The organism is Candidatus Poribacteria bacterium (assembly GCA_021162805.1).
In the GTDB taxonomy this organism is placed as follows: domain Bacteria; phylum Poribacteria; class WGA-4E; order B28-G17; family B28-G17; genus JAGGXZ01.
Genome location: JAGGXZ010000130.1, coordinates 1 through 15,331, shown reverse-complemented (window position 1 = coordinate 15,331; position 15,331 = coordinate 1). Strand labels below are relative to the sequence as shown.

Sequence of the window (15,331 nt, the reverse complement as noted above, 5' to 3'; positions counted from 1 at the left end):
TCCTTCCTCAGGGAGGGACTGCCAAAGGAGATTTAATGGTTTTTCTGCGTTTTTGGGACTTCTCAGATTACTGCAAAAGTCGAGATATAAAATGCCGCTCTACGAAAGTGTTACCATAGTTATGAACCATCCCACATATGCTCGCCCTATCTCAAAATAACCATTTTCCTTACGAATGTTTTTTCGCCTGCGACCATCTGGCAGACGTAGACCCCGCTAGCCACCTGTTCGCCCTGATCGCTTCTACCGTCCCAATATGCAGCTTTCGCCTTGTTTATGTAGCTGCCGGGCCCAAGCCTGCCTAAGTTCAGCTCCTTCACCAACCTTCCCTGAAGATCGTAAATCCGTATTCTCACCTCACCACCCTCCGCCAGCCTGAACGGTATCCATGTCTCGGGGTTGAAGGGATTCGGGTAGTTGGGAAGCAAACAGGTCCTGGACGGTATGACATCCCCAATACAAAGCTCAACAACCCCATATGCCCTCTCAACCTCCTCTACTGTAACCCTGTGCCTGACAGGTCCTGCCACAACCTCTCCGTCCCCACCTATCACCTTCACCTCGATGATATCCCCTTCCTCCACCACATCCCCATGGGACATGTCCACAAACGCCCCTATGAACCTTCCCTCTCCGGGATATCCCACTGCGGCCAAGGAGACTCTTCCCGTCCTCAGGTTTCTGATGATGAGGGTGTATCTCCCGGAAGCGAACTTTCCATCCTCAGAGAGGAGGGTTCCGCCTATGAGGAAGGCCCATGACGTGTTGGGGAGGTTTCCGGCCGAGATAGGCGGTGCGTTTGACCACACCGTCCCCTCGAAGGTCACCTCTTTATCCTCCATAACGTTTACGATATATCCTTGACCGCCTTCGATCTGGAAGCCATCTCCCTCGTTGACTTCGGGGATGAAGGGGATGAATTTCCCTGAGGAGGTGTCGTATCTCACGATCACGGTTGCACCGAGCTTTTCGATGAAGCTCCTTGCGGTGTAGGGCGTATCGGGCTTGACGGGGAGGGAGATCATATTGAGTCCCTTTTTGAGTCTCAGCGTGAATCTACCCTTACCCGTTACAGGTTTGGGCTCGGGAGGAGGGGGTATTTCTGTATCCTCCCGTACGGGTTCAGTTCTGTATTTTGAGATCGTCACCGGACCGACGTTTGGGTCGTCATGTCTATCGTAGATCATCGTGAGGTTATCTACACCATTTTTCAGCTCCGTTGTCGTCGGCTCACCCCAGTAGTTGTCGGCGGCGATAACCTCAGCTCTGCCTGAGTTTTTCAGTTCATACATGATGTTGTTCAATATGTCATTTCCCGTGATGCCCTCCAGTTTCTCAGACGAAGATTTAATTTCAATGCCGATGTTGTTTTGAGAGATTTGGTTAGCATTGATCCCCTTCTCTCCCACTGAACGAAGTGAAATCCCTGTCCCTCCGTTATTGGCGATGATCGAATCAGTCACAGATACAGTACCTCCTCCTACTCCGCTGCCACTATTCCCCTTGACCAAACATCCGTTGAGCTCGACAAGACCGCTGTGCCCCGCTATTCCCACACCGGTATTTAAAATGATCGAGCAATTATCAACCCTGATGACACTGTTGCTTCCGCCGCCCATATCTATCCCAGCGCCGTCATTTAAGGCGATCGAGCTGCCATTCATCGTAACTGTATTTTCACCCTTAGGTATATTTACCCCTATGCCGCCATTTCCCTCTATCATGCAATTATTTATTGCGACCGCATTTGTGCTACTGCTGATTATGCTTATCCCACCACCACTATTCCTCATAATTTTACAGCTGACAATATCTACCGTATTAGCATAAGAACCGCTGTCGACGTTTATCCCTATCCCTTTGTTTCCCATGATCTCACAGTTGCTGATATTCACCGTTTTGTTACCTCTGTTATCATTGCTCGCCATATTTATCCCTTCTCCCCCATTCTCTGAAATCACACAGTTATCAGCGGTGATCTTACCGTAGCTGGCGCTCATGTCTATTCCAGCGCCGGCATTAGAGGTGATTGTGCAATTAGCAATGGTAAGTTCTCCCTTTTCAACACTTATTCCTGACGCAGCGTTCTCTGTTATCACACTGTCGCTGATAGTAGCAGTATTGTTACCCCACTGTAATTTGGAAATTACGAGACCCTCACCGTTATTTTTCCTGATCGTACAGTTGTTGATGGTAACCGTTCTGCTTGCTCTTATCCCCTCCTCGCCGTTTCCCGTAATCACGCACTCTTCAAAGTAACCTATACCATTACCTAAAATACCTCTATTCTCATTACCGCTCACGTCACATCTCTCCAAACGAATATTCTTAAACCAAACACCTGTGGAGTTATTTTTAAAGCTACAGTCGACGAACTTGGCCGAGGTATTAACTCCGACCCCCGTTATGGAGTTGCTAAAAGAGCAGTGCTCCACGGGATTAGGCACAGATCCTTCCACGCTAAGCCCAATCTTACTGAAGCTTACGTCGCAATATCGGAACGTTAGCGACCCTTTGAGGTGCCTGATTCCATACCAATCCCCCTTTTCAGGGTTCTCGGCCGCTGAGGTGAAGATGATGCGTTCCGACTCAGTCCCCGATGCTATAAGTTCTCCCCCGTCAATTATAAGCTCGATGAGGTTCTTATCGGCGCCGCCCTGCCGGTCGTCCGTCTTAGGCTGACATTTGACGACCGTTCCGGGAAGGACGGTCAGTTTTCCCCCGAGGACCACCGTCACGTCCCCGGTCAACACGACCTCGCCCGACCACGTCTCCTCATGGGAGATAACGCCGGATGTGGTCAGGGCGTATGAGCTTAAGGTTAAAGCTGAGAGAAAGGCGATCAAGCTCGCCAAAGGTGGGAAGCCTTTCATTTTTGTTACCCCCTTTTGTCATCGAGTATTGTCAAATCCATCGGCTGAAACGCCGGAAATAAGCAGGGAGGAGGTAATGAAACCTTCCCCCCTCCTGAGAACCCTTATATCTACTGGGTTCCAACGGGGTTTTTCATTATTAATTTGACAGTACCTGTCATCGCTCATATTATCAGCCGTTAGCATTCAGCTTAAAGACGCTCGTCGCAGTTGACTGGAAAGAGCGTTGAACGTTGGAACGTTAAACGTGCTAACGTGCAACGTGCTTTCCTTGTCCCTCGACCCTTGACCATTTGCCGATAGCTGAAAACAATATGAGCGGATCTCATTTAAAGATAACGCCTGAGAGAGGAAAATATTTCAAGTCCCTCAGGAATCGCTATCCTCCTCCATTTAAGGTTTCGTGAACGGTTCATACACCATATCAGTTCAAAGAGCCTATTAATCTCGCCCCTATAAGGTAACATGATCAAGGTGCGGGATCAACCGTTGAGCTTCTGAAACTGCCTCAGGTGGTGAGTCGGCTCGCCGAGGAGCAGCATGCGCTGGCAGCTCAGGTTCGACGGCTAACGGAGGAACAGAGGGCGCTGGCGGAGGAGCAACGAGCCCTGACGGCCCAGGTTCGACAGCTAGCCCAGAAGGTGGACGACCTCGTCACCTGGCAGAGGAGAGAGGCCGGGAGGAGAGAGGGTGAGAGATATGAGAGGATGACCGTCAAGAGAGGGCCTGTGCTCTTCAGCGGAGGGATGGGCGGATCAACCGATAACCCCGTCGTTCAAAGGCGGCTCGTCAGATGGCTTAAGCCGATATTCGAGAGCGATAGGTTCCTGGAGACCGGCGTTGAGGGCGTGAGGCGGTTATCTATAGCTATGGGCGAACACACGCTTGCCTTTATTTCAGCTTGTCCATCCTCTTCATTTCCACCAGTCCGGTGATCTTCCTCGCAAGCGGGGTTAGCTGTCGGGCTATCCTTGAGCTTTCGATGGCGCTCCTCATCCGGTGATCGACGAGGTGATCGACAGCGACGATCAATCCCAGAGCGATCAGGGCTCCCATCAGAGCACCTGCACCTCCTCCTATCAGCCTGTTCACCCCTCCGAGCCCTATCCCCTTCATCAGCCGTTCCAGGTAGACCCCGGCGATCCTGAAGAGCAGGATGATGACGAACAGGATGATCCCAAATGCCAGGGCGCGGGCATAGTTCTGATGTGGGATGAGGTTTCCGAGGAGGTGTGTGAGCGCCTTTGAATACCGCATCCCCAGAAACAGGCCGACGCATATCCCTCCCACGGTCACGAGATTTCTTATAGCCCCCTTTGTGAGGCCGCCGACCGCCCCTATGGCCGCCAGGACTATTACAGCGTAATCCACACCGTTCATCATATCCCCTCCGAGCTGTTCTTAAGGAGCGAGGAACACGGATACCGTTACACTCAAGGGAGATAAGTGCGCGGGGGATTGGAGCGTCACCAATCACCGCGCAGGCTGATCGTCGTTTCACCTTCGGGGGATATCGAGAGTTCGATCCGGCGCCGTTGCGTCTCACACCATCTCGCCTCACTATATGCCTCGGCGGATGAGACCAGCGCACACAGGGCGTAGAGTCCTAAAAACAGATTCCGCATCCTGTAGGGCGTCCTCGATTCGTCGTAGTAGCGGTTTATGTCGTCTATGTTGGTTGCCTTGAGATATCTATCGTGGGCATCGGTGTATCGGGAGTGATAGAGCAGGGCCGCTGTGGCGAGGCTGGAGGCGATGCTCAGGAAGATGAGCGATTTGCCCGGGCTCTCGTTCATCATCTGCCCGCTTCCGGGCAGCATCAGCGACAGCCCGGCCGATACCGCGGGAACCTTATGTGGATACCATTTGACCAGCTTTTTCCATCTCACCGCTCCCGTTTCGGTTTCTATCAGATCAAACGACAGCTCCCGTTCCTTCCCTTTTCTGGTTATCTCCCCAACGAACAGGTAGAACGCCCCCAGGAACCTGCCTATCCGCGGGGCGTTTTCGGGGTCAACTAGGTCCGAGACGCTCATATCCAGCTCTCTAAGCCTCTCATTCACGTGTTCCCTATCGAGCAGGATGAATTTGAACTCGTTAGCCACCTTCCAGAGCTCAGCGGATGCTTTTCTCTCGGCATCCATATCCCGTTTCCCTCCCCTCTTTATGGCCACGAGCGCCGTCGTCGTGCCCTGGGGCAGGGATACCTCGCTCGATTTCAACCTCATCCTCAGATCTGACATCGCCTTACCGATGGCGTTTTCGACATCCCCGTCCGCGAAGCACAGGTTTATGAGGAACAGGGAAACCGTCGTTATGAGAAACATCGACTTCCTCATGATTTCACCTCGTCAACCTTAAGGATACGCCAACCTCCACATAGGCCCCGCCCATCGCCGCCGAGAGCCATACTCCCTACACTTCGGTACCCCTCGAACCACCACCTTGAGCTCAGCCTCACACTCCCCTCTCACCTCTATGCCGACCTAGGGCTGCACTTTACATGCCGCCGTTTTCGGCGAGAGATAAACCCCTGCCCTACGATTGGCGTCGGATTTCGATGGGGATATCAGCCAGCTCGATCCTGTCGCTCGTCCCCACCTTCACTTCCTCATTCGGCTCTATCCGTCTCCCGTTTACGAAGGTTCCGTTCGTGCTCCCCAGATCCACGATGAACAGCTCCCCACCTCTCACGATGAGTTTGGCATGTCTTCGGGAGATGTATCGGTTCGGGTCGGCGAGCTGGATGTGGGCCTGAGGGGATGATCCGACGACGTGCTCCCCTTCGTCAAGCTCCCGTTCGATCAGCTCACCGCCTATTTGTACCTTGAGGATGAAGCTGCGTCGTGCGGCCTCACCCTCGTGAACCCTCATATCGCTCGTCACCTCACGCCTGTAGGCGGGCTGAGGGGCGAGACGGGACGTGTGAATCCCCTCCTTTATCCTCCGCCATATGGAGCGCTTTCCGAGGCCGAGACGATCCATCTCTTCGATTAGTCTCTTCTTCATCCTTTTCCTATGTTCAGGTGGCGGTTCGATGTGGTCCACGTACTCCTCATAGCTCTCCTTGATCCGGCTCAGGACCCCTCTCATCTCCGAGAGCCATTCCATCATCTCCGCATCCAACACCAGCCCGCTTTCGGTCTCCCTCCCGCCTATCTGATCTATGATCCTGTCGAGCTCGATGGCCCTTTGAAGCTCCTCGGGGGTGAACTCCTCGTCATCGCGATCGTGGTTTCGCCTGGGCATCGTATCACTCTCCGTGGTTAAGAGTCCAGGGTCGGGGAAAAGCACGTTAGTACGTTTAACGTTCCGACGTTCAACGTGCTAACGTTTCCTCTGACTCGAGTCCCTCGACTTATTTACGGAGGATCTCCTTCAGCTCCTCGCACGCCCTGTAGATCTTTATTCTGACGGCGTTTTCGGAGCATCCGATTATCTCGGCTATCTCCTTAACGTCGAGATCATACAGCAGCCGCATCCTGAGCGCCTCCCTGTTGGCCCGGTTCCTTATCCTGTCTATCGCCCTGAAAGTCATCTCCCTCATCTCGCCCTCGATGACGATTTCATCGGGAAGAGGGGACGGATCCTGTATCTGTCTCGCCCTGCGTCCGACCTCCTCATCCGAATCCATGGACTCCGCGGCCGCCTTCATGTTTCTCCTGTGGTAGGAGATAACCTCGTTTCTGATGATCACATTTAGATAACGCTTGAAGGCGCCTTTTCTTTCATAATTTTTCAGCGCTGTCAGGAGTTTGAGGAAGATGTCCTGAGAGAGGTCCTGGGCGTCGTGGTAGTTTCCGATGTGTTTCAGGATGGTTTTGAAGACGTAGCGGTAGTACCTCTCGTAGAGCCTCAGGAAGGCCTTCTGGCTTCCGTTCAGGTATTCGGCTATGAGTTCGTCGTCGGATTTCAAGATGGTTCTCCGAGGGTTTCCCGGATGCCCTTCATTCCGAGCCTTTTCACGAGCTCCTCCACCCTGGCGTATGAGCGCAGGTATTCGTCAAGCGAGGAGAGGTCCCCGGACTCCCTCGCCCTCGATATCATCTCCCGCTCATAACCGTAGAGCTCCCTGGCGAGGAACTCCGCCAATCCCTCATTCAGCCATTCGGGACATTCGCCCGACGTTATCTCGTGTATCAGGAGATGGGCGTACTCGTGGCGCAAGTTATCCCTGATGGTGACCCGGTACTCCCTCCCTCTGGGAATCAGCAGCGCTATCCGTTCCCCCGTGAAACATCCGAGGGATCTATCCGGCAGTTTGAATCCCTCACGTTCCATCTCCTCCCGGGATCGGTATACGGTCACCACCACGCGATCCGGGAAGCATTCGAGCTTCTCACCCATCTCACGGTAGGCCTCCTCCAGAACGTGGATGAGCCATCTCATCTCCTCATCGCTTGAATCCCCTGGCATCTCCACCCTGAAGGGGCCTTTCAGGAGGAGCTTCACGTCCCTCACGATCCATCCCTCACCGTTCAGGGGGGAGGCTGAGGCGGAGAGGGAGATCTTCCTCCGAATCCTCTCCCTTCTCCGTTCGACGTCGGGGATCAGCTTTGGATCGAGGGATGCGGCCCGCTCGCCCTCCTCCAGCGCCCTCTCCCAGAGCCCTTTCTCCTCGTACAGCTTGCCTAGATTGGCGTGCGCGAGGGCGTTTTGGGGGTCATGTGATAGCCCCCTTTCAAACCAGCTTATGGCGCCGTCCAGGTCTCCCTCTGCGTGCAGGATCACCCCGATGTTGAAGTGGGCCTCGGAGAAGGAGGGGTTCAGCCTGATCGCCTCCATGTACTCCCTCTTGGCCCCCGCAAGCTCGCCCCTCCTGTGGAGCTCCAGTCCCCTTTTGAAGTGTTCCATGAAGGCTTTGTCGCTCATCCTCTCCTGTCGATCATCCTCAATATCAGCCTGTCGAGCTTTTTAGGCACGCCGGGCCTCAGCCTGCTCGGGGGTGTGCTTCGCTCGAAGTCCTCGGGCATCCTCCCCGTGAGCACGTAGTAGAAGGTCACGCCGAGGCTGTAGATGTCGGAGGCCGGCGTTGGGGGATGGCCCTGCATCACCTCGGGCGCCTGGAACCCCATCGTCCCCCCCACTAGAAAGCGGCTTCCCTCCGTCCTCAGGGATATCGCGAGGCCGAAGTCGGAGATCTTGACCTCCCTTATCCCGCCCTCCTTGTCGTATCTCAGCAGGATGTTGGAGGGCTTGATGTCCTGATGGATGTATCCGTTATCGTGGATATGCTTCAGCCCCTCTGCGATCTCCCTGAAGACCCATTCGGCCTGTTGCAGGGGCAGTTTGCCGATCCAATCCTCGAGGCTCCCGTCCATGAGCTCCATGACGATGAAAAACCGCCCGCCCTCCTCGCCCGCGTCGAGCTCCTGGACTATGTTCTTGTGCTTCCTGAGCTCGGCCATCTTAACGCTCTCTCGCCTCAGCAGGAGCATCTGTTCGCCGTCAACCCTGTCATTCCTGAAGATCTTGATCGCGCACTCCTCATGCAACTCCGGGTGGACGGTCTTGTAGACCGCTCCGAATCCGCCCTTATCGCTTATGAGCTCCCCAAGCTTATACCTGCCGATGCGTTCAGTTCTTTTAATCCGGGTTTTCATCCCCTCCATCTTTAAGCTTCGCTCATATTATCGCCGAGTGTAGCGGAGATCTGAGAGGTCAGAAATGCTTATTTCTCAGGGCGAAAAGGAACGAGGAACCAGGAGCGGAAAACGTTACAACGTTAAACGTTGAACGTGCAACGGATCTCCCTTCTCCTCGTTCCTCCTCATGGATAACCGCTACACTCAAAGGAAATTTGAGCGTTAAGCTTTCCTACTCAGATCTGACGGAAGGTTATTTTAAACTATTCTTGATCCGAAATCAAGGTTCTTTGCTTCAAGCTGCTTATCTTGGCAGCAGTCTGTGGGAAGAGATCGCTAAGAGGGATGTGGCTCTGGGCAGTGAACAGATAGGAGGACGTTAGAGAGATAATGAGAGATGACGTGAATAACACCCCGTCTCATTCGAATCCTCCTCCATCACCTTCCGCTCTCGCGGAGGCGAGTTAAAAGTCTCACGGCCTCATCAACTATCCTCTCACCCGTTCCCCTTTCGACGAAACTATGAAATCCCGTCCAGACCTGATATCCTCCCAGATCGAAGGCTTCTTTGTCCGGGATGTAGCCTATGTAATCGTTTGCGAGCTCGACGACGTAGGTGTAGCGGAAGGGTGAGCGACGTTTTATCTCTATCCCGAGCGACGTGAACAGCTCCCCGGGCACCCCGACGAGCGCCACATCTCCGATCAGCATCACCTGAAGCCAGGTCCTGCGGACCTCCCCCCGATGTGGCGCCAGCTCCCTCCTCATCCTTCTGAAGACCTCGATCGTCGGCTCAGGGTTTCCGCCCAGCCTTTTCCTGCAGTAGTATGTGACGGCTTTCTCCTCCGCCTCCTCGTCGAACCTCCTCACACGGTATTCAAACTCCTCCTTCACCGATTTAAGCGTTCTCACGTCCATCTTTTGAGCTTTTGAGAGGGCTTCCTTAACGGCGTTCTTTACCCTGAGGATCATCTCATCGGTTGAGAGGGTCAGGTTATGGGTTGAGCCGGCGGCGCCCAGGAGGAATATGACCGTTCCACCGAGCTCCTCTTCCAGCTCCTGCGCCGCCAGACCGTAGAACCCCGGCGATCGAACTCCGCCCCGACGGGCGCCGATATTGTGGGTGGAATGGTTAAACAGAATCGCCTCCAAGCTCCCATCCGGTTTCCTGAAGGCGATGACGGGAAGCTCAGGGTCGAAGGGTCCGGTCGGTCTCAGGGCGTCATCCCTCGGTCCGACCCAGTAGATGGTGTTGTCGCTCAGGAGCAGTCGGCTGTTCTGACCGACTGTGGACTCCTGACCGAGTCGGAAATACATCTCGACGTTTTGATCTGATTTGAGTTTCTCGTTAGCCTCACAGACGGCTTTGAAAATAGCTTCCTTCAGCCTTCCGCAGAACACCTCATCTTTATCGTATCCGTGTATCCTGACGGTCGAGGGGGCGTGGTGGGTGTGGGTGGCTGAGATGAGTATGTTCTCAAACGGTATGCCGCACTCCGACTCGATCCTCCTCGCCACCTCATCGATTATATCCTTGTTGAACATCAGCACGTCACACGAGACCAGGCACAGTTTCTCCCCTTCACCTTCCACGACGAGGGCCGATGCCCTGAGTTTCCCCTCCTGACCGCGGGCGAAATGAGGGTGGATACTCCCGGCGATGACCATCGAATCGTCGCCCACGATCTCAGCCGCTGAGGCGGCAGCTTTTATCTGCATATCACCCTCCTGAACCTCCTCACCTTTTGAGGTGGAATTGATTAACGCAAAGGGAAACAACGTCAACGACACATAAATCCCAAGTTTCACCATAGCTTCAGACCTCCTCGACCTCCACCCATCTTCCCTCCTTAGCTGAGAGATAGGCGGCATCTATCACGGCTTGGACCTTCGCGCCATCCTCAAATGAGGGAAGCGGATCTCTATCCTCCGCTATACACCTGAGGAACTCGAAGATGCTTGCCATGCTGTATCTCATCCAGCCTATCCCGAACTTCGGACCCGGGAAGCGGGCGGGCTCAGGGTATCTCTGTACGGTCTCTATCTTGATGAATCCCCTCTCTCCGCCTATCGGCTTGCCGGGTCTTTCGAGGTCATAGAAGTAAAGCCAATTCGGCTCCATCAGGTCGAACCTCAAAGCCCCTCTCGTCCCGTGGATCTCAAATCTCAGATCGTCGTTACTTCCCGTAGCCACCCTTGAGGCCTCTATGACCCCGAAACCTCCCCTTTTAAGCGAGACCTGCGCGATGCAGAGGTCGTCCACCTCCACCTTCACCCTCTCCTCCGAGCCTTTTCTGATGGGTCGTTCCTTTATGAACGTCTCACAGACGGCGTTCACGGAACCGATCTCACCCAGCAGGAAGCGAACCAGGTCGATCACGTGCGAACCCAGATCGAACAGGGCACCGCCTCCAGCCAGCCTTTTATCGAGCCTCCAGCTCATCGGTCGTTCTGGATCTATGTATCCCGAATGGAGGTATTGAGCCCTGAAATGGAAGACATCGCCCAATCTTCCCTCATCTATCAGCCCCTTCGCCCTCATAAGTGCGGGGATGAACCTGTATTCAAACCCCATCTGGTATTTCCCATCGGGATGTTTCTCGGCCTCACTGAGGATCTCCCTCGCCTCGGAGAGGCTCATGCAGAGGGGTTTATCGCAGTAGATATGTTTGCCCGCCCTCATGGCACGGATGAGTATCTCCTTGTGCAGATGGTTTGGGGTGCAGCAATGGATGACATGTATGTCCTCCCTCTCCAGCAGTTCGTCGAAGTCGTCCGTTGCAAATTTAAACCCCGCCTCCCTTATACCCTCCTGGGCCGTCTCCTCGTGTGCCGTCGCCACGCCGATCAGCTCGACCTCGACGGGCAGGGGTTTGTAGTAGAAGGGGAGCGAGAGATAGGAGAGGGCATGGACGCGCCCGATGAAACCGTAACCGATTATCCCCACGCCGAGTTTCATATCTCACCTCCTCACTTCCCTCTGAGCTTCATCAATCGCCTCCTCCAGTATATCGAGTCCTTTTAGGGCGATCTCCTCAGGCATTATGAGTGGAGGCGAAAGCCTCAGGATATGTCCCGCGGGGATCCACGCCAATCCCTTCTCGAAAGCCCTCCTATATACGAACCTTCCCGCCTCCTCGAACGGTTCCTTCGTCTCCTCGTCTTTCACAAGCTCTATCCCGAAGAGGGCTCCTTTCCCCCTGACATCCCCCACTATCTCATACCTCTCCTTCATCTCGCCCAATCTCTTCATCACCACCTTCTCGATCCTTCGAGCGTTTTCAAGAAGCCCCTCCTCCTCTATGACCTCTATCGTTGCAAGGGCGGCTGCGCATGCGACAGGGTTCCCTCCGTATGATGATGAGGCGCTTATCCTCTCAAGGACATCCTTATATTCCTCCCTGACCACCATTGCGGTCACAGGATAGCCGTTTCCCAGCCCCTTACCTATGGTTATTACATCAGGAACGACGCCGTAATGCTCAACGGCAAACCATTTCCCGGTCCTGCCCATTCCCGTTAGGATCTCATCCGCGAAGAGCAGGATGTCCATCTCATCGCAGAGAGCTCTCAATCTCGGGAGGAATTCATCGGGCGGGAAGACCGAGCCGGCCCATCCCTGAATCGGCTCCAGAACCACGGCCGCTACCCTCCCCGTGGTCTCCTCCTCTATGACCCTCCTGAGGAAGTCCACGCAGTGGATATCACAGCCTGGATATTCCAGCTTGAAGGGGCATCTGTAACAATAGGGTCTCGGGGCGAGAAAGAACCCCGGCGCCCTTATCCCCTTATCGGGCGACATGAGGGCGAGGCTCACCGATCCTAGCGTTTTGCCGTGGAAATCCCTCCAAAAGGAGATGAACTCGAACTTACCTGTCATGGCCCTACACGCCCTCAACCCGGCCTCAACCGCCGCCGTGCCGTCAGAGTAAAGCTGTATCCCGTTCAAGTCCCCGGGCGTTATCTCCGAGAGTTTCTCAAGAAGTTTAAACTTGACCTCAGTTGTGAAATCGTGACAGTTTTCAAGCTTCTGAAGCTGTCTTGTTATGGCCTCAGTGATCTTAGGATGACAGTGCCCACACCCTGTAACGTAGATACCTGAGGAGAAATCTATGTAGACGTTCCCATCGACATCCCTGAGGGTGTAACCTCTCCCGCTTTCAAAAGCCACCGGGAAAAGCCTGACCTGGGACGAGTAACCCTTCATATATCTTTCGGCTTTCGAATGCAGCTTCCTCGATTTAGGTCCGGGCGGTTTCACCTTTATCCTCGGTATCGAGTCCGGATCGACCCATGCCCAGCGCTTATCGTATGGAATATCGAAATACATCTCTTTCCCCCTCTGCTATTTAAACGCTCACTGAGTCGTCAAAGAAGCCGTGAACCCGCACAGAACGACGCTCATGTTTATCCCTCTCTCATGAGATCACCTTCCTGATGCTGAGCAGATCACACAGCTCCTCAAGTTCCCTCCTCACATCTCCGTAGACCACGGCGTAATGCTGGCTGAAGAGGTTCCCGATGAAATCATGCGCATCACCGTCCAGGACGACCTTCATGCCGGCATAAGGAGGACATCCTATCTCGTGAAACGGTGGGGGAGCGGAGGCGAAACCCGTCGCGATGTGCATCTTGTACCCCTCCTTATCTGAGGCGAGACGGGCCAACGTCACCTCCCCCTCCTTGTAGGGTGACATGTTCAGAAGCCCCTCATATAGGGCCGTATGCCTCGATATCTTCGGCCTGCCCTGAGCGAGCGAAAGGGGGGCGAATCCGCATGCGGCGAGGATTATCCCGTTATCATCCAGGATATCGTGAACGTCACCGTAACTTGTCACCCCGCCGCCTGTAAGGTGATGTAGGATCAGTTGAGAGAGGATCAGCGGGATATCACCCTCACATGAGCACGGCATCTCATCTCCAAGCAGTGAAAGGGGGATGCATGGGGCCACCCCGTATTCCCTGGAGAGCTCATACTGACATTTGACCGTTAAGGCATCCAGTTTATTCTCATCCACAAGTGACTTAAGGGCTAGATAGAGCTTCATCACGAGCGTTATATCCTCCTCCTTCACCACATCGTCAAGCTCCCATTCAGCTTTCGCCCTCTCCACAAGCTCCCTTACCTCCCCCTCTTTAACGCTTTCAGCCCTTTTCACTATCAGGTATTGATCGAGATGAACTATCTCCGGGCCCAGCGTTCCTCTGATCTTTGTGTGATCGAAAGCTCCTGTATACATCCCCATCGAGAAATATCCGAAAAGTCCGACCCTTGACCTTTGAAGGGATCGGAGGGCCCTCGCCACCTTAGCGTAGGAGCTTATCTCCTCCCTCACCCCCTTTGAGTCGGGCATCCCGTAGACGAACTTGAAGTTAACCCCCATCTCCTCGAAGGTCTCCCTCAGCACACCCGCCGCAGGCATGGGTCCGAGCGTTATACGCACCCCGTCCTCCATGTAGGTCGTGTGGCTCCAAAGCAGTATCGGGCGGGTGAAGAAATCCCTCAACGTAGCCACGACGTTCGGCGCCTCGACCCATGAGACGAGAAGGGCTATTATGAGGTCGAACTCGCTTTCCCGGATCTCCCTTGCTACGAAGGGAACATCCTCCAGGCGGATCACAGCCTTGGTGGTTTTAAGATCAATATCCAGACCTTTCAACATCTCCTCGGATTCGGATATGAACCTTTCAACGACATCCTGAGGGTAGTCAGGATATCCGAATGGGACTAGAATGGACTTAACCTTTTCCATTTTCCCCCTCTTATCTCAGTTTAATCTCACCCCATGTTACGCTCAGCTTCCCCTCAGGTTCCACGTCCATGAGGGAAGCTAAACCCTTCGTCATCAACGACCTTATCACATCCTCGCTCAGGGCCTCGTCGAAGATAGCGACCTCATCCATAACCCCTACAAACGGCGGAACGTTCCTCAGCGGCTGATTGTTCATGACGTTCGAGCCCATCATTATCACCCTGTCGGTTACCCCTATCTTTCCCTTGTATTTCGCCTCGCCGTCCGGCTTACCGTTCACGTAGACCCTTATCGTTTCACCGTCGAACGTCCCCGCTATGTGATACCACTCACCCACCTTGAGGGAAGTTGAGCCTTTGGCCGGGTCTTTCCACTTCTCGGAGGGATTTGCTATGTAGAAGGCGGCTTTATCATCGACGAGTATCGGCTCATATACGGCCTCCTTCTTCAGGATGAACCTCAACCCACCTATCTCCTCCGGCTTTATCCATGCCATCACGGTTACGCTATCCTCAAGGTCGAGGACGTCGCTATCGGGGACGGTGATGTAATCGACACCTTTCTTGCCCATGTCGAAGTATAACGCCTTGCCGAATTTGCCGTCAACCCAGAGGGGTATTCCCGTGATCTCCCCGTCGTTTCCATTGCCTGAGGAATCCCTCACGACCTTCCCCTCCCCTTCATCGAAGAGCCATATGGCGACCGCATCACACATCCCAAGCGAGGCGACGACAAGTGAAAATCCAAGGACGAAGGGGATAAAACTTATCCCTCTTAGCTCCATCTCCGACGCCTCCATTGTTCAATAATATTCAAATTTAAACGTTTATAATATACCACAAATGTTCAAATCTGTCAAGAAACTTCTCCTGGTGATAGGGCTTTTCAATGATTGTATGATTTAGTATACTATCACAGAGACCACCAGGAAGGAGGTGAGAAAGATGCTCGTGGCAGGCCGATATGTCCATCCCAACAGCTTATTCGCCAGGCTGTCCAAAATAACCGACTACCGCTTAACAAGATATTATCACTGCTTATCCTGGCATCAGTCTGCGGTGAGAGATCGCTAAGAGGGATGTGGCTTTGGGCGGTGAACAGATGGGAGGAGGTTAGAGAG

The 15,331-nt window shown here is 53.9% G+C and carries 13 protein-coding genes; 1 reads left to right on the top strand and 12 read right to left on the bottom strand.

What is annotated here, in order from left to right; genetic code table 11:
* Window positions 1-146: 146 nt before the first annotated feature.
* The gene (locus J7M22_10010; protein ID MCD6506943.1) at window positions 147-2,750 is read right to left on the bottom strand and encodes a right-handed parallel beta-helix repeat-containing protein; all 2,604 of its coding nucleotides are present in this window, start codon (window positions 2,748-2,750) and stop codon (window positions 147-149) included.
* A 638-nt stretch (window positions 2,751-3,388) separates the two neighbouring features.
* Here J7M22_10010 and J7M22_10005 point away from each other — a divergent pair.
* Window positions 3,389-3,808 carry a hypothetical protein gene (locus J7M22_10005; protein ID MCD6506942.1) on the top strand — a complete coding sequence of 140 codons (420 nt, stop codon included), beginning with the start codon at window positions 3,389-3,391 and terminating at the stop codon, window positions 3,806-3,808.
* On the opposite strand, the gene J7M22_10000 is transcribed toward J7M22_10005, so the two are convergent.
* From J7M22_10000 to J7M22_09950, 11 genes are all read right to left on the bottom strand, one after another.
* A complete protein-coding gene (locus J7M22_10000; protein MCD6506941.1) occupies window positions 3,765-4,253 on the bottom strand; it encodes a CvpA family protein in 489 nt (162 codons plus the stop codon). The genes J7M22_10005 and J7M22_10000 overlap by 44 nt on opposite strands.
* A gap of 86 nt (window positions 4,254-4,339) precedes the next feature.
* Entirely contained in the window at window positions 4,340-5,212 is an 873-nt protein-coding gene (locus J7M22_09995; GenBank protein ID MCD6506940.1) for a hypothetical protein, read from the bottom strand.
* 199 nt (window positions 5,213-5,411) lie between these two features.
* Window positions 5,412-5,747: an FHA domain-containing protein gene (locus J7M22_09990; protein ID MCD6506939.1), complete on the bottom strand. Its 336-nt coding sequence runs from the start codon at window positions 5,745-5,747 to the stop codon at window positions 5,412-5,414.
* A gap of 484 nt (window positions 5,748-6,231) precedes the next feature.
* Window positions 6,232-6,789 (bottom strand): RNA polymerase sigma factor, encoded by a 558-nt coding sequence (locus J7M22_09985; protein ID MCD6506938.1) that lies wholly within the window; start codon window positions 6,787-6,789, stop codon window positions 6,232-6,234.
* Window positions 6,786-7,745 carry a tetratricopeptide repeat protein gene (locus tag J7M22_09980; protein MCD6506937.1) on the bottom strand — a complete coding sequence of 320 codons (960 nt, stop codon included), beginning with the start codon at window positions 7,743-7,745 and terminating at the stop codon, window positions 6,786-6,788. The genes J7M22_09985 and J7M22_09980 overlap by 4 nt, the downstream gene beginning before the upstream one ends.
* Window positions 7,742-8,476: a serine/threonine protein kinase gene (locus J7M22_09975; protein MCD6506936.1), complete on the bottom strand. Its 735-nt coding sequence runs from the start codon at window positions 8,474-8,476 to the stop codon at window positions 7,742-7,744. The genes J7M22_09980 and J7M22_09975 overlap by 4 nt, the downstream gene beginning before the upstream one ends.
* A gap of 420 nt (window positions 8,477-8,896) precedes the next feature.
* The gene (locus J7M22_09970; protein ID MCD6506935.1) at window positions 8,897-10,177 is read right to left on the bottom strand and encodes a hypothetical protein; all 1,281 of its coding nucleotides are present in this window, start codon (window positions 10,175-10,177) and stop codon (window positions 8,897-8,899) included.
* A 97-nt stretch (window positions 10,178-10,274) separates the two neighbouring features.
* The gene (locus J7M22_09965) at window positions 10,275-11,417 is read right to left on the bottom strand and encodes a Gfo/Idh/MocA family oxidoreductase (GenBank protein ID MCD6506934.1); all 1,143 of its coding nucleotides are present in this window, start codon (window positions 11,415-11,417) and stop codon (window positions 10,275-10,277) included.
* 3 nt (window positions 11,418-11,420) lie between these two features.
* On the bottom strand, window positions 11,421-12,788 hold the full coding sequence (locus tag J7M22_09960) for an aspartate aminotransferase family protein (GenBank protein ID MCD6506933.1): 1,368 nt from the start codon (window positions 12,786-12,788) through the stop codon (window positions 11,421-11,423).
* Between the two features lie 88 nt (window positions 12,789-12,876).
* Window positions 12,877-14,211 (bottom strand): hypothetical protein, encoded by a 1,335-nt coding sequence (locus J7M22_09955; GenBank protein ID MCD6506932.1) that lies wholly within the window; start codon window positions 14,209-14,211, stop codon window positions 12,877-12,879.
* A 10-nt stretch (window positions 14,212-14,221) separates the two neighbouring features.
* Window positions 14,222-14,995 carry a LamG domain-containing protein gene (locus tag J7M22_09950; protein ID MCD6506931.1) on the bottom strand — a complete coding sequence of 258 codons (774 nt, stop codon included), beginning with the start codon at window positions 14,993-14,995 and terminating at the stop codon, window positions 14,222-14,224.
* Window positions 14,996-15,331: the final 336 nt, after the last annotated feature.